At 72.7% G+C, this 19,287-nt stretch carries 11 protein-coding genes and 1 tRNA gene; 2 read left to right on the forward strand and 10 right to left on the reverse strand.

Going from position 1 to position 19,287, the window contains the following annotated elements; translation table 11 throughout:
* Positions 1-196: 196 nt before the first annotated feature.
* From AC3CHW_RS18000 to AC3CHW_RS18025, 6 genes are all read right to left on the reverse strand, one after another.
* On the reverse strand, positions 197-1,459 hold the full coding sequence (locus tag AC3CHW_RS18000; RefSeq protein WP_488467123.1) for a TIGR02679 family protein: 1,263 nt from the start codon (positions 1,457-1,459) through the stop codon (positions 197-199).
* Positions 1,456-5,694: a TIGR02680 family protein gene (locus AC3CHW_RS18005; protein WP_488467124.1), complete on the reverse strand. Its 4,239-nt coding sequence runs from the start codon at positions 5,692-5,694 to the stop codon at positions 1,456-1,458. The genes AC3CHW_RS18000 and AC3CHW_RS18005 overlap by 4 nt, the downstream gene beginning before the upstream one ends.
* Positions 5,691-7,064 (reverse strand): TIGR02678 family protein, encoded by a 1,374-nt coding sequence (locus AC3CHW_RS18010; RefSeq protein WP_488467125.1) that lies wholly within the window; start codon positions 7,062-7,064, stop codon positions 5,691-5,693. Before AC3CHW_RS18010 ends, AC3CHW_RS18005 begins: the two co-directional genes overlap by 4 nt.
* Positions 7,061-8,731, reverse strand: coding sequence for a TIGR02677 family protein (locus AC3CHW_RS18015; protein ID WP_488467126.1), 1,671 nt, complete (start codon positions 8,729-8,731; stop codon positions 7,061-7,063). Before AC3CHW_RS18015 ends, AC3CHW_RS18010 begins: the two co-directional genes overlap by 4 nt.
* Before the next feature lie 1,420 nt (positions 8,732-10,151).
* A tRNA-Pro gene (locus tag AC3CHW_RS18020) sits at positions 10,152-10,225 on the reverse strand.
* A gap of 428 nt (positions 10,226-10,653) precedes the next feature.
* The gene (locus AC3CHW_RS18025) at positions 10,654-11,595 is read right to left on the reverse strand and encodes a metallophosphoesterase (protein WP_187062841.1); all 942 of its coding nucleotides are present in this window, start codon (positions 11,593-11,595) and stop codon (positions 10,654-10,656) included.
* Positions 11,596-11,672: 77 nt separating this feature from the next.
* Between AC3CHW_RS18025 and AC3CHW_RS18030 the strand changes: the two genes are divergently transcribed.
* Entirely contained in the window at positions 11,673-12,137 is a 465-nt protein-coding gene (locus AC3CHW_RS18030; protein ID WP_488467127.1) for a GatB/YqeY domain-containing protein, read from the forward strand.
* A 201-nt stretch (positions 12,138-12,338) separates the two neighbouring features.
* Here the strand turns inward: AC3CHW_RS18030 and AC3CHW_RS18035 are convergent, their stop codons facing one another.
* Positions 12,339-14,633: a transglycosylase domain-containing protein gene (locus AC3CHW_RS18035; protein ID WP_488467128.1), complete on the reverse strand. Its 2,295-nt coding sequence runs from the start codon at positions 14,631-14,633 to the stop codon at positions 12,339-12,341.
* A gap of 386 nt (positions 14,634-15,019) precedes the next feature.
* Between AC3CHW_RS18035 and AC3CHW_RS18040 the strand changes: the two genes are divergently transcribed.
* Positions 15,020-15,373 carry a WhiB family transcriptional regulator gene (locus AC3CHW_RS18040; RefSeq protein WP_176162621.1) on the forward strand — a complete coding sequence of 118 codons (354 nt, stop codon included), beginning with the start codon at positions 15,020-15,022 and terminating at the stop codon, positions 15,371-15,373.
* A gap of 792 nt (positions 15,374-16,165) precedes the next feature.
* Here AC3CHW_RS18040 and bagB read toward each other — a convergent pair.
* The 3 genes from bagB to bagA all read right to left on the reverse strand — a co-directional run bounded on the left by bagB (position 16,166) and on the right by bagA (position 19,241).
* Positions 16,166-17,776, reverse strand: a complete 1,611-nt coding sequence (bagB, locus tag AC3CHW_RS18045) for an ATPase BagB (protein WP_488467129.1) — start codon at positions 17,774-17,776, stop codon at positions 16,166-16,168.
* Complete coding sequence (locus tag AC3CHW_RS18050; RefSeq protein WP_459247819.1) at positions 17,773-17,925, reverse strand: hypothetical protein; 153 nt, start codon at positions 17,923-17,925, stop codon at positions 17,773-17,775. The genes bagB and AC3CHW_RS18050 overlap by 4 nt, the downstream gene beginning before the upstream one ends.
* A gap of 338 nt (positions 17,926-18,263) precedes the next feature.
* Positions 18,264-19,241: an ATPase BagA gene (gene bagA, locus AC3CHW_RS18055; protein WP_488467130.1), complete on the reverse strand. Its 978-nt coding sequence runs from the start codon at positions 19,239-19,241 to the stop codon at positions 18,264-18,266.
* Positions 19,242-19,287 lie beyond the last annotated feature (46 nt).

Genomic DNA, 19,287 nt, shown 5'->3' on the forward strand with positions numbered 1-19,287 from the left:
GGGCCGCCGACGCATGCCACGGGCGCGCCGCACACGCCGTGCCCGCGCGTCGCGCGCCCCTCAAGCCCCAGCCGCAACCCGTGGGCGTGGGCCCGGCCCCTAAGCGCCTCCCCGCCGGCCTGTTCGTACGCCCGGCAGGCGCTGCCCCGCCCCAGGCCGCCGCGCGGTGCCCGCGTGCGGTGCCGGATCGCGGGGGCTACGCCAGGTCCTCCACCAGCAGGTCGAGGGTCGCCTCCTCGTGGAGCGCGATGCCGAGGGCGGACATGGCCGGGGCCAGGCCCGGGTCCCAGTCCGCCTCGACCGGAGCGCCGTCGAGCGGCAGGTGCGGGACGCCGTCGGCCCGGCGGAGGGTGACCAGCCGCTCGTAGTCCGCGGCGGCCATGCGCCACGGCAGGGCCTCGTAGCGGCGGATGATCCGGTTGGCCAGCGTGATGCCCGGCCAGTCGAAGTCGCCGTGGTAGACGAGGCGGCAGCCGGCCGTCGCCAGGGCGTCGAGGAGAGTGCGTACGACCGTGGCGGCGCTGCCCGAGGTGCAGACCAGGGGCCTGGTACAGGCCGCGTCGGCCGCGGCCTCCACCACGCGCGGGTTCTCGCAGACGTGGACGACGGTGCCGGCGGGCAGTCGGAGCCGCAGGTCGAGCAGGTCGCGCGGGGTCAGGTGGGTTTCGGCGTACTGGTCGGCCCGCTCGCGCAGGGCCCGCTCGCGCCAGCCGTCGCCGACCGGGCGCAGGCCGTAGGTCAGCACCGTGCTGGAGACCTCGTCCGGGGAGACGGAGACCAGCCGCCACAACGCGCGCCGGCCGGCGGCATCGCCCGGGACGTCGGCGTCGTGCGCCAGGGCGATACCGCGTTGGACGAGGCGGGCCAGCCATGTGCCGTCGTCCAGGCCATGCGCCGAGCCGGTTACCAGCGCGGCAAGCTCCCCGCGGCCCCGCGTGTCCGTGCGTTCCGGGTCGAGCAGCGCCGTCAGGGCGTGGACCGCCTGCTGGAGCGTCCGCACCGCCGCGTCGGGCGCCACTCCCCGTGGCACGCCGGCCCGGCGCACCCCGTCGGACCACCGGCGGGCCCACTCCTGCCCGGCGAGCGGCGAGGCGTCCAGGGACGCGGTGAGCGACGCCCACACGTGCTCGCGTTGTGCCGCGGCCCCCGCGCGGGCCGCGCGGCGGTCGGTGAGCGGCGGGCCGAGCGCCTCCACCACGTCGCGCAGCCCGAGTCCGGCGGCGGAGGCGCGCAGGCGTGCGTCGAGCGCGTCGAGGCGGACGGTCACGGTCGTGCCCGTGAGGGTCCTGCCCAACAGGAATGACAGGTCGGTCCGCTCCTGGGAGTTCACCGCGGTCAGCCGGAGCGAACCGATCGCCCGCACGCCGTTGGCTTCGAGCCGCTTGCGCACGGCGGCCCACAGCCTGGCGAGGCCGGGCCCCGCCAGCCAGTCGCGGGTGGCGGTCGGGAGCCCGCTCACACCGATGCCAGCCGCCGCTGCCGGCCGTTCCAGGTGTAGTGCAGCGTGGCCACCCCGCGTACGTGAGGGTCGCGGAGGCACTCGTAGATGTGCAGCGAGGGAACCTCGGCCCAGTTGCCCATCAGTCGCTCGCTCGTGAGGACGAAGTCGAGATCGAGGTCGACCAGGATGCGGCCGAGTCGCCCGTGGGTCGGCTCGTCCACCTTGGCGAACGCGTCGTCCAGCAGGATCAGCCGTGGCGCCCGTGGGGCCGCCTCGGCGAGGCTGGTGAAGTGCGCGGCGGCGGCGGCGAAGAGCACCAGGTAGGACAGGACGCGCTGCTCGCCCTGGCTGAGCCCGGTGCGACCGGTCAGCTTCCTCCTCCGTCCCGGGGCCGCGTCCTCCACCACGTAGCTGTGGAAGCGGAACCACGCGCGGTAGTCGAGGGCGGTGCGCAGGTGGACGGTGTAGCCGGCCGATGGATCGGCTCGGCGGGCGTCCTCGATGCGGCGCTGCAACACCTCGCGCAACCGCTCGGTCTGCTCGCGCGTGCGCAGGCTCGACGGGCTGCGCAGCAGCTCGACGGCCGCCCGTACGTCCGCGTCCACGTCCACGTCGAGCTTCCACAGCAGCTCGACGCCGAGGCCGTGCGAGGTGCGTACGGTCTTCAGGATGTCGTTGAGCGCCGCGACCAACTGGGCCGCGGTGATCACCTGCGCCGAGAGGTGATCACCGAGTTCCCCGGTCAGGAACCGTTGGAACACCTCGCGTTCGCGCTCGGTGAGCCGACCGCGGTCCTCCGCGGTCTGGGCGGCGATCCGCTCGCCCACGGCCGCGACGTCGTGCGAACCGTGGTCGTCGAGCAGTCGGCACACCTTGATGCCGTCTCGCTCCTCCAACTGCGCGTCGTACCCGCCGGCCAGTTGGTCGCGCAGCTCCGTGTGCCGGTTGAGCAGGGTGCTGTCCGACACCTCGCCCCGCGGGCGGCCGAGCGCCTGCTCCACCGTGTCGGCCAGGGAGCGCAGCGCGCGCAGCCGGTCGCGCACGTCCGCGCCGGGACTGTCCTGCGCGTACGCCGCCCAGGCGGACCGCTCCAGGCCCGCACCGCTGACGACCTCCGGACGGTCCAGCGCCGCGCGCAGGGTGCGCCCGGTGCCGATGACCGTCGCCTCCTGCTCCGCCAGCTTCCCGCGCAGCCGCTTCTCGTCCTCCTCCGCGCGCACGCGCTGATCGCGGAGTTCGCCGTGCGTGTGCTCGGCCGCCGGGATGGCGCCGGTGGCGTGCGCGACGCGGTCCTTGACGTGCGCCTCGTTGGCGAGGATCTCCGCCTCGGACGATCCGACGGCCGCCTCGCGGGTCCGCAGGTCCCGTTGCGCGGTGCGCAGTTGGTCGCCGCGCAGCCGGTAGCCTTCCGCCGCCGCCAGCCGCCCCTGGTGGGCGCGCTGGTACCGCTCGTCGTCCGCCTGGCTGCCGGCGAGCCAGCCGACCGTGCCGCTGACCGTTCTGCGCACGTGCCCGACGCCGCTGAGCAGGGCCGCCAGCGCGGTGCGCACCCGGTCCAGGGACGGGGCGTCGGCGGGCAGGTCGTGGGCGGTCGCGGTGGCGTCCGCCTCGGTGCGCGCCGCCACCGCGCGAGCGCGCGCCGCCTCGGCGAGCCGGGCCGCCCGCGCCGTCCTGCGCGTCAGCTCCCGCAGGGCCTCCTCGTGCGATGCCGTGGCGCTCCAGGTGTCGGCGAGCCGCCGGGCCCGGGGGAGGTCCCGCTCCGCCAGCGTGAGGGCCCGCCGCCGGGCGTCGGCCGCGGCGAGGTCGGCGCTGGCCTCGGACAACCGCCGGCGCCCGTCGCTCAGTTGCTCCGCCAGCTCGGCCAGCACGCGGCGGCGGGTCTCGGCGCGCACGGCCGCGCCCACGTACTCGGCGACGTCCTTGTGGTGCCGGCCGCGGAGAGCGCCAAGACGCCAGCTCCCGTCGTAGTGGACCGCGCTGACCGGCCCGGACTCCGCGGCCGGCGCCAGCGCGACGCCGGCGAGCAGGCGTTCCACGTGCTCGGCGGCCACCCCACCCGCCGGCCGCGGGGCCGGGCACAGGGCCGCGGCGAGGGTGGGGACGCCCGGCGGCACGGCGCCGGGCCGCAGTACGGTGTCGCGGGTGTGGGGGTCGAGCGGGGTGCCGTCCGCGCTGACCCAGGCGTCGAGGATGCCGCTCGCCTCGAGAGCGGCCTCCAGGCCGGCCCGGTCGGCGAGGGGCACGTGCTCGGCGAAGTCCACCAGTTGGTAGAAGGGCGCGCCAGCGGCCGGATCGCGCTCGGCGGCGCGGTGGTGGGGGGCCGGCGGCGCGGGGTCGCCGCGCCGCTGCCAGTCCCGCTCCTGCCGCGCGAGGTGGTCGATCTCCTCGCCGAGCCGGCCGACGCGCAGCGCCAGCTCGTCGCGGTGCCGGGTGAGGTCATCGGCGTACGGCTCCAGGGCGGCGTGAGCCGACCGGCGCGCGCGGGCGTCGACGTCGGGCGGCAGCGTGCGCTCCGCGAACGGCGCGTCGGGTGACGTCTCGCTGGCCACCTCGGCGAGTACGGCGTCCAGGGGCGGGCAGTCGGGGCCCGTCGCGGTCCGGGTGTGTTCCGCCCACGCGGCGACCTGGGCGGCGTACTCGCGGCTGGCCTCGACGACCTTCGCGCGGCTGCCTTCGAGCCGGCCGGCGGCCTCCTCGGCCTCGCCCTCAAGGCGCTCCCGCTCCGCGTCGGCCAGCGCGGCCCCGGCCTTCGCCTCCTCGGCCCGCGCCGCGAGCCTGGTCACCTCGTCGACCATCCGCGTCCGGTTGCGTACGACGGCTTCGGCATCGCCCAGTTGCGTGTGCCAGGCTCGCAGCCCGGCCTCCGTGGTGGCCGCGTCCACACGGGCCACCGGCCGGTGCCGCACGGTGTGCCGTGCCCCGTCCGGGCTGGTCAGCTCCGTCTGCGTGGCGGGGGAGCGCACCGTACGCGGCAGTGCCACGGCATCGCCGAGATGGCCGCTGGGCAGCCCCGCCCGCTCCGCCTGGGCCAGTAGCTCCCGGTGCTCGGTCCCCAACTCGGTGAGCCGGCTTCCCAGGTCCTCGATGCCCGCGGCCAGCCGTCCGGCCGCATCCTCCTCCGCCTCGTGGGCGCTGCGCAGGGCGGTGAAGGCGGTCACGGCCGTCGTGTGCAGGGCCGCCACGGTGGCACGGCGCTCGGACAGTTCGTGCAGGTTGCGGTAGGCGTGGCTGGCGTGCAGCGCGGCGAGTTCGGTCCGGGCGGCCTCCTCCTCCGCGCGCAGGGTCTCCAGCGCGGCCTGCGCCTCCTCCTCCCGCCTCCTCAGCTCACCCGTGCGCTGCTCGGCGTCCCCGGCCGTGCGGCGCCGCTGGGAGAGGGCGTCCAGTTCGACGCGTACGTCGCGGGCCGAGGCGCGCAGGACGCCGGCGAGGTAGCGGCGGTAGTCGGCGAGGAACGTGCGCAGCGCCGCGTCGGTGCGTTCCAGGCGGCCGAGTTCGTCCCGTACGGCGTCCAGGTCGTGGAGGTTGCGCGCGACCTTCTCCACCACCTCCTCGTCAAGGCCGGGCAGGGTCTCGCTCAACAGGGTGGCCAGGCCCCCGTGCTCGATGCGGTCCCCGACCGTGGGGCGCCGCAGGCGGTGGAGGAGCTGGGTGAGGTTGCGGTAGCGCGTCGGGTCGGTGATCCCGAAGAGGTCCCGCGCCACGCGGGCGCGGTGCTCGACCGGGCGCTCGGTGGCGTTGTCGGTGCCGACGGTCTCCCTGAGCCGGTCCACGGGCAGTGGTTTGCCCGCCTCGACCAGGCGCAGGTCCGTGCCGACCCGTAGCGGGGTGATGAAGAAGGTCGGTATGGCCTTCTGCGTCGACTTCGAGGCGCGGACGGCGGCCCCGAGCGTGAGGTGATGGTGTTCGTCGTCCGCGTGGGTGGACCGGAACTCCACCCACAGGTAGCCGAGACGGTTGGTCTGCTCGAAGCCGTCCAGCATCAGCCAGGGCAGCGTCGTGCGCCCGGTGCCGGTCGCGTCCAACGCCCGGGCGTCGCCGTCCAGCAGGTACGGGAGCAGCATCTCCAGCGCCTTCGACTTGCCCGCACCGTTCTTGCCGCGCAACAGCAGTCGTCCGTCACCGAAGGTGAACTCCTGCTCGTCGTACTGCCAGACGTTCAGAATGCCCGCGCGGTGCAACCGGAACCGCGAACCAGCGGCGCTCGGCTGGCCGGAACGTGGCAGCGGAACCAGGCTGCGCGCATCGGCGGTCATAGTGGCAACTCCTGCTGTACGTCGGTGGGTCCAGAGCGCTGCCCCGGGGGCCGCGCGTCGGCCGGTGTGCCGCTGTCCGGGCGGGGCGCGCCGGCCGTGCGTACGGTGACGCGGGTGGCGTAACGGGCCGCTGCGGCGAGCAGTACCCAGCCCTCGCCGTCGGGTCGGGCGTCCCGCACGTCGGTCACCTGGCGCCCGTCCGGCACCTCCTCGGCGTAGCCGTCGGGCAACCCGGCGCCCGCGGACCGCAAGGAGCCGGCGGGGGCCAGCAGCCGCATCCGGAACAGCAGGTCGAGGACGGCCTCCCGCAGGGCGGTCGGGTCCTCCACGTACGCGCGCTGCCAGTTGCTCCGACCGCCGTACTCGGCGACCAGCTCCGCGAGGACCTCATCCACCAGACCATCCGGCACGGCCACACCGACGACGAGTACGCCACCGGTCGCCGGATGGCCGGGTTCGGCCGGGCGGAGCCGGGCCACGAGTCGCTCCACCAGCAACAGCGCGGCCTGGGCGACGGTCCCCGTGCCGGGCAGGTGGAGATCGGTCAACTCCTCATCGGGGTCGACCAGCGCCACCCCCTCGGCCCGGATCTCCGTCTCAAGACCCAGGATGTCGAGGAAGGACTGGGCTTCGCGGCGCTGGCGCGTGCGCAGCCAGTCGCGTTCGGCGTCGGTCAGCTCGTCGAGGTAGACGACGGGCGTTTCCACCAGCATCCGACGCACATAGGTACGGGGCCCGTCGAACCCCGGGTCCGCGGCCCGCCGCACCAGGTCGGCACCGTCCCGGGACTGGGCCAGCGGCCCGGCCACGACCACGCGTGCCAACTCCCGGTCCACCGTGATCAGAGCCTCCCCGCCGGAATCCTGGGCGAGAACGGCCACCTGGCCGTGCGTCTCGACGAGCACGCCCCACTCGACGAGCTGGCGCAGCGCCGCGACCAACGTCCGCTTACCGGCCGCCCGCCCCGTCTCCTCCAGTTCCACCTCGGCATCGGCCGCCGCCGCCCGGATGTCGGCGACCAACTGGGACAACAGCATCTGCTCGGGCGCGGTCACCAACACGGACAGCGCCAGCGCGAGACAGGCGTACGTGTGCGGCGTGAAGGGCGTGCCGGTGGAGCGCACCAGCCGATGTCCCGTCCGCGCCCCCAGCCCCGCCTTGAACAGCCGGGCGTACGAACTGTCGACCAGCAGCCGGTAGCCCAGCACCCGCTGGAACCGCCCACCCAGCCAGTCGGCGTGCCGGCGGACCAGCGGGAACACGTCGGCGTGCGGACCGTCCGAGGTGATCAGCGGATGGGCGAGCAGCAGCCGCGCGGCGGTGCGGCGTTCCGTGGCCAGGGCCACGTCGTGGGCGGAGGGGAGGCTCATGACACGCCCACCTCAGCTTCCGCCTCCGTACCGCCGGCCGGGGCGCAGCCGTCGGACGGTGCGCGGGCGCGCCCGATGCCCAGCTCCAGATCGTCCAGGAGCAGATCACCGTCGGCCGAGCGGAGCAGCGTTCGCGCCCCCGCCGCCCGGTGCACGGTGAGCCCGATGTCCAGGTCCGCGTCCTCGCTCCGCGCGTCGTCCAGACCGAACCCCGCCGCGCCGGCCTCGCTCGCCGTGCTGGCTTCACTCGCCGCGCCGGCCCGCCTGAGCCGCGCGTTCCCGAGCGCCGTGGCCAGCAACTCCAGGAGCAGGCTCAACGCCGCCGACGTGAGCCGTACGTCATCGAACCGACCCGCCGCACTGCGCAGTTCGTCCGCGGCGGCCCTCCTGGCAGCGGCCTTCTCGCGCGCGGCCTCCCGCAGTCGGCGCTTCTGCGCGGAGTGGTCCTCCACCGCCGCCGTCCGACCCCGCTGCGCGCGGCTGCCCCGCTCGCGCAGCGCCACCGGTACCTCTACCACCGGGCCGGTCCACCAACTCGTGTACGCGGGGACCACCTCGTCGCCGCCGGGTGGGACGCCCAGATGGCGGGCGCCGTACAGGCCGAACGCGGCGACGGCGATGTCGTGCGCGTCCTGCGGCGCCGCCTCGTCGAACCAACGGGCCAGCCGCAATAGGTCCCGGCGCCGGGACATCTCCCCGGTGGCCGAGCGCAGCATCCGCTTGGCGTTGGCCAACAGCGACTGGAGCGCCCGCAGGGTGGCGTCCCGCAGTTGGTCGACCTGACTGCCCTGCCCATCGGTATCGCGGAACCAGCCGCGCAACCCCTCCCAGTCGGCCAACTCGCGCCCACGGCTGCGCTGCACCCGGGCGTCCGAGCGCCCCTCCCCCTGCGCCGAAAGCCCGGCCAGCCCCTGGGCGTGCGCGTCGAGCCGTTCCAGCAGGCCGGGAAGGTGTGGCCACAGCGTGTCAAGCGCCGCCGAGATGCGAGGGGCGCGAAAGGCCACGTCCTCCGTGATCGCCTCGACGTAGTCCAGAAGCAGTTCCTTGAAGCCCTGGTACTCGGCGCTGTCCAGGTCGTACCGGGCGAGCACCTGTCCGAGATAGGCGTAGAAGTCCCGTACGGAGTCGGCGAACTCGGCGAACTGCACGAACAGCGTGCTGACCCGCTCCAACCCCTCCTGCGGCTCCACACCCCCCGGCTCGCCCACCAACTCGACCAGTTCTCCGAGTCCCCGCTCGACCAGGGCCAGCAGCTCGTTGCTCACCTCACGGGCGGCATCGGCCTCGGCCAGCACCCCGTCAGCATCCCGCTGAACGCGCTCTCCTATCCGCGACAGCTGGTAGCGCGCCCGGGACCGCTGGTACTCGGCGATGCTGGACGCCTTCACGGTGTGGCTGCCGCGCAGCAGGTTGCCCCACCGCTCCAACTGTTCGAGCCGCACCGTGAGGGTGTCGACGTCGAGCGCGGCCCCCGGCCCACCGGCCTGGCGCAGCTTCGCCAGCACATCCGGAACGGCCAGGTCCGCCAGCAGCGTCCCGCAGAAGACCCGCATGATCGCGATGTGCTCCAGCCGTTCCGGCGCACTGAGGTACGTGTACGCGTCCAGCCGCCGGCGCGCCGCGTCGTCACCGGGTTCCACCGGTCCTCCGGATGCGGGTTCCTCCATGCCTGCGAGGCTACGTGGAGGGGCTTGGGGGTGGTGGGGTGTGCGGAGAAAAAAGGTGAGGTTGGGAGGGTGTGCCGAGGGGGGCGGCGACGAGTCCGGCGGCGCCTGACCGCCGGCCGCGGGACCACAGGCCGGAGCGACACCCTTCGAGCGGGCCCACGCGGGCAGGCGCCGCGTGGGCCCAGCTTCGGGACCCCTGTGTCGAGCACTGACCTACGAGCGCTGACCTACGAGGTCGACAGAGGTCGACAGGATGCTCTTCAGCGCGTTGTCGCGCGTCTCCCGAGTGAACGCGAGTTGGTCACGCAACAGCTCCTCGTGTTCGTCCAGCCGGTTCATCGCGTTGGCGATCGCCTGTTGCGTGCCGAGGCAGGAAGTAGGTGCCGTGCCGCTTTCGCACCTGGAGCGATGGTCGCTTACGGGCCCGTTCCCGCTGCCGGACGGGGTGAGTCCGGCAGCGGGAGCCCGTGACGCCTACTTCCGAGTGCGCAAACCCCCTCTCAGGAGATCGGCGCCAGCGCCGATGACGATGTTGCCGGCCACCTCGTGGCCGGCCAGGGAAAGCGCGGCGCCGGCGACGAGGAGCGCTGCGGACAGCCCGGCCGCGGCCCAGGCGCGGACGTTCTCCGCGCGTCGGTGCCCCGAGGGGGCCTGGGCCGGCGTTTCCGGCGCGTTCGGCGGCGTTCCGTGCGGGTGCGGGTCGCTCGAGTGATGGCTTGGCTTGGTGTGGACATGTCAATCCTGGGATCTGGTGCGTGCCGGAGCACGCGGTGAATGGGTGAGCAGACCTTGGATCGGCGGGTGGCTAGTCGCGCAAGCCCACTGGTCAGGCCGGTGCTCCCCGGAGCGGAGGGAGGCGGCTCAGCCTGGAGAGCCACTTCGGGCCCTCACGCATCGGAGGCCCCGTTGCCGCGGTGGCCAGCGTCTACGAGGCAGCCTCCCGCAGCGGTATCTATGAGTGGTCGTGACCGTGACCGCGTTGGCACTGGCGTTCCCGGTTCGTCGCCAGCCAGGCCGCGCCACAGGCGTTGAGGGAAAGCGCGGTTCGGGTAACGACCGGCGAGGAGGCTTACCGCGCCTGCTCCGGCTGACGCATTCCGCTCTGCCGCGTCTGTGAGGGCCGCGACTATGGTGGCTGGGCGCCGGCCCGTCACCATCGGCCGTGGGACCAGCCTCACTTCTCCGCGCACCAGTCGGTGTCCCGCTGGAAGAGATCTCTCGGCTCGTCGGTCACTCTGGGACAGCCGTGACTGAGGAGGTCTACCGAAAGCAGATCCGCCCCGTGATCCAGACTGGGGCGGTGGCCATGGACGGCATCTTCAAGCGCGGGCCGGAGCGGTAGTCACTCAGATAGTCACGCAAACGAAGCAGGTATCCAACCTACTCACGCGAGTAGGTTGGATACCTGCTGTTCCTTCAGTCGGGGTGGCGGGATTTGAACCCACGACCTCTTCGTCCCGAACGAAGCGCGCTGCCAAGCTGCGCTACACCCCGAAGCAACGAGGTCTACTTTAGCGGACCCGCCGCCGTAGACGAAATCCGGTTCCGAAGCCCCGTCCGGCCCATCCCCGGCCCCCACCCACCGGGCCTACCTGGGCCGACGCACGGAGCACGGAATCCAGTGCTGGGCCGACGCCCGGCGCGCGGAAACCGGGGCCGGGGCGGGGCGGGGCACAGCCAACGATCAGCACCGGCCCCATCGCCCCCCGTGAGCCACATCACCACACCCACCACCTCAACCCGGGCACCGCCGGACACCCCAGGCCCAGTGCACCCCCGACCTCACCGAGCCAGCGCCCCACACCCGACCTCACCCGACGCCCCCGAACTCAGCTCCCCACCCCCATCAGCACCCCGCGCCCCCAGACCCGAACCCCGCGAACCCACCCACAGGCCCGCCACACCCCACCACCCCGACCGCGCTACCCCTCCCGCGGAGTCAAGGTCAGCAGGGTGGCCTCTGGCGGGCAGGCGAAGCGGATGGGGGTGTAGCGGTTGGTGCCGCAGCCGGCGGAGACGTGGAGGTAGGAGCGGTTGCCGCCGGCGCGGTGGGTGGACAGGCCCTTGACCCGCTCCGTGTCCAGGTCGCAGTTGGTGACCAGGGCCCCGTAGAAGGGGATGCAGACCTGGCCGCCGTGCGTGTGGCCCGCGAGGATCAGGGGGTAGCCGTCGGCGGTGAAGGCGTCCAGGCTGCGGAGGTACGGGGCGTGGACGATCGCCAGGGACAGGTCGGCGTCCGTCTCCGGGCCGCCGGCCACCTTCGCGTACCGGTCGCGCTTGATGTGCGGGTCGTCCAGGCCGGTCAGGGCGATCTCGAAGCCGTCCAGCTTCAGCCGTCCCCGGGTGTTGGACAGGCCGATCCAGCCGGCCGCGTCGAACGCGTCCCGCAGCTCCTCCCACGGGTTGTGCACCGCGCCCACGACCGGCGGGTTGCCGTTGAGGCCGTGCCGGCCGCTGGCCTTCTCCAGCAGGTAGCGGGCCGGGTTGCGCAGCTTGGGACCGTAGTAGTCGTTCGAGCCGAAGACGTACGTGCCGGGGAACTCGAGGAGCGGCCCGAGGGCGTCCAGCACCTCGGGGACGGCCTCCGGGTCGGAGAGGTTGTCGCCGGTGTTGACCACGAAGTCGGGCCGCAGCCCGGCCAGCTTCTGGAGCCAGTGCCGCTTCTTGCGCTGCCCGGACACCATGTGGATGTCAGAGACCTGGAGCACCCGGAGCGGTTCCGCGCCCGGTGGCAGTACCGGGACGCTGACGCGTCGGAGCCGGAACGAGCGGGCTTCGAAGCCCGCGGCGTAGGCCAGGCCGGCCGCGCCGACTGCCGTGATTCCAGCGGTGATTCCCAGGGGTGCTCCGTATCGCGCGCGCATGATCCCATCGTCGCAGAACCCGCGGCACCCCTGAAATCACAGGGCGCCCGGCCCGGCCTCCTGGCAGACTCGACGGCATGACCACGCTCAAGACCAGGCTTCAGGACGACCTCACCGCAGCCATCAGGGCCCGCGATGAGCTGCGCTCTTCCACGCTGCGGCTCACCATCACGGCCATCACCAAGGAGGAGGTCGCGGGCGAGACCGCCCGCGAGCTGTCCGATGCCGAGGTGGAGAAGATCATCACGCGCGAGGCGAAGAAGCGTCGCGAGGCGGCCGAGGCGTTCGCCGAGGGCGGTCGGGCGGAGTCGGCGGAGCGGGAGCGCGCGGAGGGCGAGGTGCTCGCCGAGTACCTGCCCAAGCAGCTCACCGACGACGAGCTGAACGCGCTGGTCAGCGAGGCGGTCGCGGAGGCCAAGGCCGCCGGGGCCGAGGGCCCGCGCGCGATGGGCGCCGTGATGAAGATCGTGAACCCGAAGGTCGCGGGCCGTGCCGAGGGCGGCCGGGTGGCCGCCGCGGTCAAGCGCGCCCTGGCCGGCTGACCCGGCGCCTCGTAGGGGAGTGCCAGTAGGGGCCCCGTGCCCGCCGGGCCACCGCCGGGCGGGAGGCGCGCGGCGGGGGCGCACGGGGGAGCCGCGTACGCGGGAGGGGCGGGCGGCGCTGCTGCGCCACCCGCCCCCTCCCGTAGTAGTACGACGGGCCCCGCCGTACTACCGACCGCTACCGCTACCGCCGCGGCTCGCTTAGCCGAAGTCCGGCCAGCCGCCGTTGCCGTTGCCACCGCCGTTGCCCCGGCCGCCGTTGCCTCGGCCACCGCTGTCGCCGTCGCCGCCGCCGATCACGCCCGGCGGGATGGTGATGTCGGGCCACGGGTCGTCGTCGCCCCTGTCGCCCCCGGGGCGCGCCGGCTTCTGGGGCTTACGCGGCTTGTCGTCGTCGCCGCGCCCCGGCTTCTTCTTTTTCTTCTTGTCGGGGTCGTCGATGCGCACGGTCTTGAAGCCGGGCGCCGGCTTGCCCTCCAGCGCGCCGCTCATCGCGTCCTTCCAGATTGGACCCGGTGTGTCGGCGCCGAACACCTTCTCGTGGTGGACGCCACCGATGGTGATGTCCACCATCTCGACGTCCTTCGGGCCGGGGCTGCCGACCCACACGGCACCCGCCATGTTCGGCGTGTACCCGACGAACCAGGCGGCCTTCCGCTCGTCCGTCGTACCCGTCTTGCCCGCGCTGGCCCGGCTGCTCAGCCCCGCCTTCCTACCGGTGCCGTCCTCGACGACGCCGCGCAGCAGGGTGTTGATCGTGTCGGCCGTCTTGGTCGACATGGCCCGCGAGCACGACGACTCCGGCACCTTCAGCTTCTTGCCGCCCGGACCGGTGATCGAGTCGATGAAGACGGGCGTGCAGTAGACGCCCCGGTTGGCGAAGGTCGCGTACGCGTTGGCCATGGTCAGCGGGGACATGCCCTCACTGCCCAGGGTGAGGGCCGGCACCTGCTTGAGCTTGTTGCCATCCGCCGGGCGCATGCCCATCTTGGCGGCCAGCTCGGTGACCGGGCAGACGCCGATCTCGCTGATCAACTGGACGAAGTAGGTGTTGACCGACTTCGCGGTCGCCTCCGGCATCCGGTACGGGCCGACCTCCTCGCGGTTCTCGTTCTGCACGGTCGCGGGCGGCTTGCCGTCGTTGCGCCAGCTTCCCTTGCACGTGGCCACCGGGCTGGGGTACTCCATCTCGTACGGCGACGAGTACTCCTGGTGCGGCGGCTTGCCCTTCTCCAGGGCCGCGGCAGCGGTGATCGGCTTGAACGTCGAACCAGTCTGGAAGCCGAAGTTCGAGCCGCCCATCTTCCGGTCGGCCGACAGGTTGATCTGGGTCTCGTTGTCGCCGAAGCCGTACGGCCGCGACTGGCCCATCCCGATGACCCGGCCCGAGCCCGGCTCGACCAGCGTGACGGCGGTGGCCACCGAGTCTGTCTGGTAGACGTGATCGGTGATCGACTTCTGTACGGAGTTCTGTGCCTGCGGGTCGAGCGTCGTACGGATGGTCAGGCCGCCCTGGTTCCAGCGCTTGGCCCGCTCCTTGGACGTCTTGCCGAAGATCGGGTCGGTGAGGAAGACCTGGCGCACGTAGTCACAGAAGAAGCCGGCGCCGTGAACGGCGGTGATGCAGCCGTTCTTGGGCTCGCTGACCTTGAGGCCGAGCGGTTTCTTGCGCGCGGCCTCGGCCTGCTGCGGCGTGATGTCCTTCACGTCGGCCATCCGCTTGAGCACCATGTTGCGCCGTTTGGTCGCTTCGCGTGGATCGTTGACCGGGTCGTACCGGCTCGGCGACTGGACGAGACCGGCGAGCAGCGCCGACTGCTCCAGGTTGAGGTCCTTGGCGCTCTTGCTGAAGTAGCGCCGGGCGGCGGCCTCCACGCCGTACGCCTGCTGCCCGAAGAACGTGATGTTCAGGTAGTTCTGCAGGATGCGCTTCTTGCCCAGTTCCTTCTCGACCTGGATCGCGTACTTCAGTTCCTTGATCTTGCGGCCGATGCTCTGCTCGGTGGCGGCGGCGAACTTGTCCGAGTCGTTGCCGGCCTCTTCGATGAAGACGTTCTTCACGTACTGCTGGGTGAGCGTGGACGCGCCCTCGGAGACGCCGCCGGACTGCGCGTTCTTGTTCAGCGCGCGCAGCACGCCCTTGAGGTCCACCGCGCCGTGCTCGTAGAAGCGCGCGTCCTCGATGGCGACGATCGCCTTCTGCATGTGCGGGGAGATGTCCGCCAGGTCCACCACGGTCCGGTCGCGGGAGTAGATCTTCGCGATCTCGTTGCCCTTGACGTCGAGGATCGTGGTCCGCTCGCTGAGCGGCGGCGTCTTCATGTTGGCCGGTATTTCGTCGAAGCCTTCGACGGAACCCTTGGCCGCCAGGCCGAGCACACCCGCCGCGGGCAGCGCGATGCCCGCCAGCACGGCTCCGGCCAGCACGCTGACGCCGAGGAACTTCGCGGCCTGCTGGGTCGTCGTGAGACCTCCGCCGGAGCGCTTCTTTCCCATGGAGGCAGCCTACGTTCTCATTCGCCGGACAGGCGCCCGCCTGTTCGCATACGCTGTTTCTCGCCAGCCCCAGTCGTACGCTGCCGCAACACCTCAGCTGTCACTCCAGTGAGTGATGAGACCTGTCCGCATTGTCGGTAGGTGTCGCGAGATTGCCCCAAATGTTGAGGGGAATCTGCACCGCATTGTCGGAAAAGACGTCAATGTCGTCAGGTCACTCCGTTGGGTGATCTGCCGCGTACGCATAGTCCGTTCGGGCCATTCAAGATTGGGCCCGCAGGGGGTGTTGCGCCCTGCCTGCCTTCCGTAACGTCCTCAACTGGCGACGGTGAATATGCCGTTTGTCGCCGTGGGGGAGCCTCAATTCGGGAGAGGACGGCGCCAGCATGGGCTGGGTAACCGACTGGAGTGCGCAGGCAGCCTGCCGCACTACCGATCCGGATGAACTTTTCGTACAAGGCGCGGCGCAGAACAGGGCCAAGGCCGTCTGCACCGGTTGCCCGGTGCGCACGGAGTGCCTCGCGGACGCGCTGGACAACCGCGTCGAGTTCGGCGTGTGGGGCGGCATGACCGAGCGGGAGCGGAGGGCGCTGCTGCGCCGCCGCCCGACGGTCACGTCCTGGCGCAGACTCCTGGAGACCGCGCGCACGGAGTACGAGCGCGGCGCGGGCATCCTGCCCGTCGGCCTCGATGACGACGAGTACGACCACTACGACAGCGACTACGCGGCGGTCGGATAGCCGCTGGCGGACCGCGACCGCCCTACGGGGCACACCCTTTCGGTCGTCTCGCACGCGCGCTCACCTGGAGCGTCGCCACCGAGCCGACCCCTGCTGCCGGTCACCGTTACAGCCTCGATGGGTGAGGCCCCCCGGCCCGGTGTGGCGCGTGGAGTCGCCCTGCGACATGCGGGCGAGCCGCGCGTTGGTTCTCCTTCGCGTTCCTGTCGAGCCGTCACGCCGCGTCCCCCTGGCGTCGTACGGCCCGGTCGGTGGCGCGCGGCACGCTGACGGCCCCGGGGCTCGTTGCTCGCGTTACCCCTTGTCGTGTTGTGACGCGGCATCGCTGCCCCCGTTGCGGCGGCGTGCGTGCCTGCCTGTCGTTGTTCGCCCAGCGGGAGCCGCTGGCCTGGGCCCTGAGTGGGCGATGCTGGTGGTCGCGGTGGCCGGCTGGGAAGTCCGTCGGCCCGCGCGTGTTCCGCCGAGGAGCGCCGGCCTGGGTGGTGCGCGACAGTGGCTGGAAATACGTCTGACATGCCGGGCATAGCGCACCTTTTGTCGATCGGCCGGCTGGTGATTCCGTAGCCCGTTGCCGCTCAACCACCTCGTGGTTCGCCTGTCCGCGCGCGCCGCCAGGTGCTCCGTGTCGCTGTCCTGCCTTGCGTACAGCCCACCCGACGCGGTGCGTGGGGACACGCCCTCGCGGCGCGGCCCGGGCGCATCGGTCCGGCGCTGTACGGAGCCCACCCTCGTCAGGCCCGCCCCCTGGTCAGGGCGCGCCTGGGCCCGACCGGGCGGTGCCGGGCGCGTTGTTCAGGAGCGCTGTGCCGCCAGGCGGTCGCCCACGGCGCGCAGGCCGACCAGGTCGTGGACGTCGCCCGGGAGCGCCGCGACCTCGGCCACCGGGACCTCCGGGTGCAGGGCGGTGAAGCGGTCCCGCGTGCGCTGTTCGCGCGCGAGCAGCGACATGCGCTCCGCGTGCAGCAGGAGGAGCCCCGCGGCCAACTGTTCGGCGCTGGCCCTGTCGGGGGCGTCGTCCGTGGCTGGGGTGGCCGCGGAGGGCTCGGTCGCGGCGGCGGTCGCCTCCGGCGAGGTCTCCGGGGGAGTGGTGGCCTCGATGTCGGTGGCGGCGGCCGGGTCGTCCGATCCCGTGGCGGGCGCGCTGGGTGGGGTCTGCGGTGTGGTGGTGGCGTGCGGCCCCTCGTCGTGGGCCGGGGCGCCGGTGGGGTCGGCGCGCTCGGCCGTGTCGTGCGGTGTGCGGATCGTGGGCGAAGACGAACTGCCTTCCCCCTGCCCGGTAGGACGATCCACAATGCCGCCGACTGGCAGATTTTCCGTTGAGTTGACCGGAGCCGACCCGTCCACAGGCTCCCCGCCGGCCCCGTAGGCGCCGTCGATCTCATCGCTCCCGACGGTCCCGTCGGCCGCGCGGGAGTCCCGCTCGGTGGCCGTGTCGTCCGGGGTGCCCGCGCCCGCCGCGGCGGCGGTCTGCAGGCTCTCCGCCACCGCCAGCGCCCGCTCGGCCGTCAACTGCGCGGCACCGCTGCCGTGCACCCGGTTCAGCACGAGGCCGGCCAGCGGCATCCGCTCGGCGGCCAGCCGCTCGACGAAGTACGCCGCCTCGCGCAGCGCGTCCCGCTCCGGGGCGGCCACGACGAGGAAGGCGGTGCCGGGGGCCTGGAGCAACTGGTACGTGGCGTCGGCGCGCGTCCGGAAGCCGCCGAACATCGTGTCCATGGCCGCCGCGAACGTCTGTACGTCGCGCAGCAGTTGCCCGCCGAGGAGCTTGCTCACCGTGCCGGTCATCATCGACATACCGACGTTGAGAACCTTCATGCCCGCCCGGCCACCGACCTTCGCCGGGGCCATCAGCACCTTGATGAACTTCCCGTCGAGGAAGGAGCCAAGGCGTTTGGGCGCGTCCAGGAAGTCGAGCGCCGAGCGACTCGGCGGGGTGTCCACGATGATCAGGTCCCACTCGTCGCGGGCGCGCAGTTGGCCGAGCTTCTCCATGGCCATGTACTCCTGCGTGCCGGCGAACCCGGCCGACAGGGACTGGTAGAAGGGGTTGCGCAGGATCGCGGCAGCGCGTTCGGCGTCCGCGTGCGCCTCGACGAACTCGTCGAAGGTCCGCTTCATGTCCAGCATCATGGCGTGCAGTTCGCCGCCGGCCGTGTCGTCGATGCCCTTGACCTGGCGCGGGACGTTGTCGAGCGAGTCGATGCCCATCGACTGCGCCAGTCGGCGGGCCGGGTCGATGGTGAGCACGACCACCTTGCGACCCCGCTCGGCGGCCCGTACGCCCAGCGCCGCGGCCGTCGTGGTCTTGCCGACCCCGCCCGAACCGCAGCACACCACGATGCGGGTCCGCGGGTCGTCGAGCACCGCGTCGGCATCCAGCCGTGGCGCCGTGTCCATCGTCATGCCGCCTCCTGCCCGTACGCGCGCACGGCGTACCGACTCGCGCCGCGCGTGCGCGCCGCGTGCGTGCCCGTCCCGTGCGCCCGTGCCTCGTCCGTACGCGCGCCGGGCGCGCCCACGCCGGGGGCGCTCGTGCCGTACGTGGTCGCCATGCGCGTGCTCGCGCCGTGCCTCTCTCGCGTCTGTGTCTGTGTCTGTGTGCCGCGCGTACTGGTGACGCGCGGCGGCGTGCCGGGGGGCCGCCTGTCGTGACTGATGTGCCTGGTGTGCCCGCCGTGCCCGCTCGTGCTGGACGTGCTGGACGTGCTGGACGTGCTGGACGTGCTGGACGTGTTCGGGTCGTACGGGCGCGTGCTGTGCGCGCCCGGCGTGGGTCGGGCTCCGCCGCGCGACCCCGGGGTGCGCGCGTGCCCTCGCGTACGCGGGCGCGTCGTGCGGCGACCGCTGCCGGCGTACGGGACGGCGGTGAGCCGGAGCGTGCGCCGGTTCGTCACGCCGGCCACTGCTTCCGCAGGTCGGCCGCGAGCCGGTACAGGCCGGCCAGGTCGACGCCGTTCGGGAGCATCTCCAACTCGTGCGTGGCAAGGTCGAGTTGGGAGAGTTCGGTGCGCTGGACGCGCTCCAGGGAGACGCGTTCCGCGTGCTCGTGGGCCTGTTCCAGCAGCGGCTCGACCAACTGCTCGGCCCGTCCGCCGGCGTGCGCCGCGCCCAGACCGGCGCGCGCGAGAACCTGGGCGATGCCGGCGCGCTCCTGGGTCGCGGCGATGCCGACGGCCGCCGCGTCCAGCACTGCGGGCCGCACCATGTTGATCACCACGGCGCCGGTCGGCAGGCCCTCGGCGCGCAGCTCGGCGATGCCGTCCATGGTCTCCTGGACCGGCATCTCTTCCAGCAGCGTCACCAAGTGCACCGCCGTCTCGGGCGACTTGAGGACCCGCATCACGGCCTGTGCCTGGTTGTGTATGGGGCCCACCCGGGCCAGGCCCGCGACCTCGTCGTTGACGTTGAGGAACCGGGTGATGCGCCCGGTCGGCGGGGCGTCCATGACAACCGAGTCGTACGCGAAGCGGCCCTCCTTGCCCTTGCGCCGCACGGCCTCGCACGCCTTGCCGGTCAGCAGCACGTCCCGTAGGCCGGGGGCGACCGTGGTGGCGAAGTCGATGGCGCCGATCTTCTTGAGGGCGCGGCCCGCGCTCCCCATCTTGTAGAACATCTGGAGGTAGTCGAGCAGGGCCAGCTCGGGGTCGATGGCCAGCGCGTACACCTCACCGCCGCCCGGCGCGACGGCGATCTTGCGCTCCTCGTACGGCAGCGCCTCCGTCTCGAAGAGTTGGGCGATGCCCTGTCGGCCCTCCACCTCCACCAACAGCGTGCGCCGACCCTCGGTGGCGAGAGCCAGCGCGAGTGCCGCGGCGACCGTGGTCTTGCCGGTGCCGCCCTTGCCACTAACGACATGGAGCCTGCTCACATCTGTGAGCCTAACCAGTCCCCTTTCGGGCTACGCACGAGGCTCC

The sequence above is a fragment of the Streptomyces sp. MGP-BFMKR1 genome (assembly GCF_057766585.1).

Excerpts from the sequence above, each read along its gene's own strand:
- AC3CHW_RS18005 (WP_488467124.1), bottom strand. The coding sequence starts at position 5,694 with ATGACCGCCGATGCGCGCAGCCTGGTTCCGCTGCCACGTTCCGGCCAG.
- AC3CHW_RS18010 (WP_488467125.1), bottom strand. The coding sequence starts at position 7,064 with ATGAGCCTCCCCTCCGCCCACGACGTGGCCCTGGCCACGGAACGCCGC.
- AC3CHW_RS18015 (WP_488467126.1), bottom strand. The coding sequence starts at position 8,731 with ATGGAGGAACCCGCATCCGGAGGACCGGTGGAACCCGGTGACGACGCG.
- AC3CHW_RS18025 (WP_187062841.1), bottom strand. The coding sequence starts at position 11,595 with ATGCGCGCGCGATACGGAGCACCCCTGGGAATCACCGCTGGAATCACG.
- AC3CHW_RS18030 (WP_488467127.1), top strand. The coding sequence starts at position 11,673 with ATGACCACGCTCAAGACCAGGCTTCAGGACGACCTCACCGCAGCCATC.
- AC3CHW_RS18035 (WP_488467128.1), bottom strand. The coding sequence starts at position 14,633 with ATGGGAAAGAAGCGCTCCGGCGGAGGTCTCACGACGACCCAGCAGGCC.
- AC3CHW_RS18040 (WP_176162621.1), top strand. The coding sequence starts at position 15,020 with ATGGGCTGGGTAACCGACTGGAGTGCGCAGGCAGCCTGCCGCACTACC.
- bagB (WP_488467129.1), bottom strand. The coding sequence starts at position 17,776 with ATGACGATGGACACGGCGCCACGGCTGGATGCCGACGCGGTGCTCGAC.
- AC3CHW_RS18050 (WP_459247819.1), bottom strand. The coding sequence starts at position 17,925 with ATGGCGACCACGTACGGCACGAGCGCCCCCGGCGTGGGCGCGCCCGGC.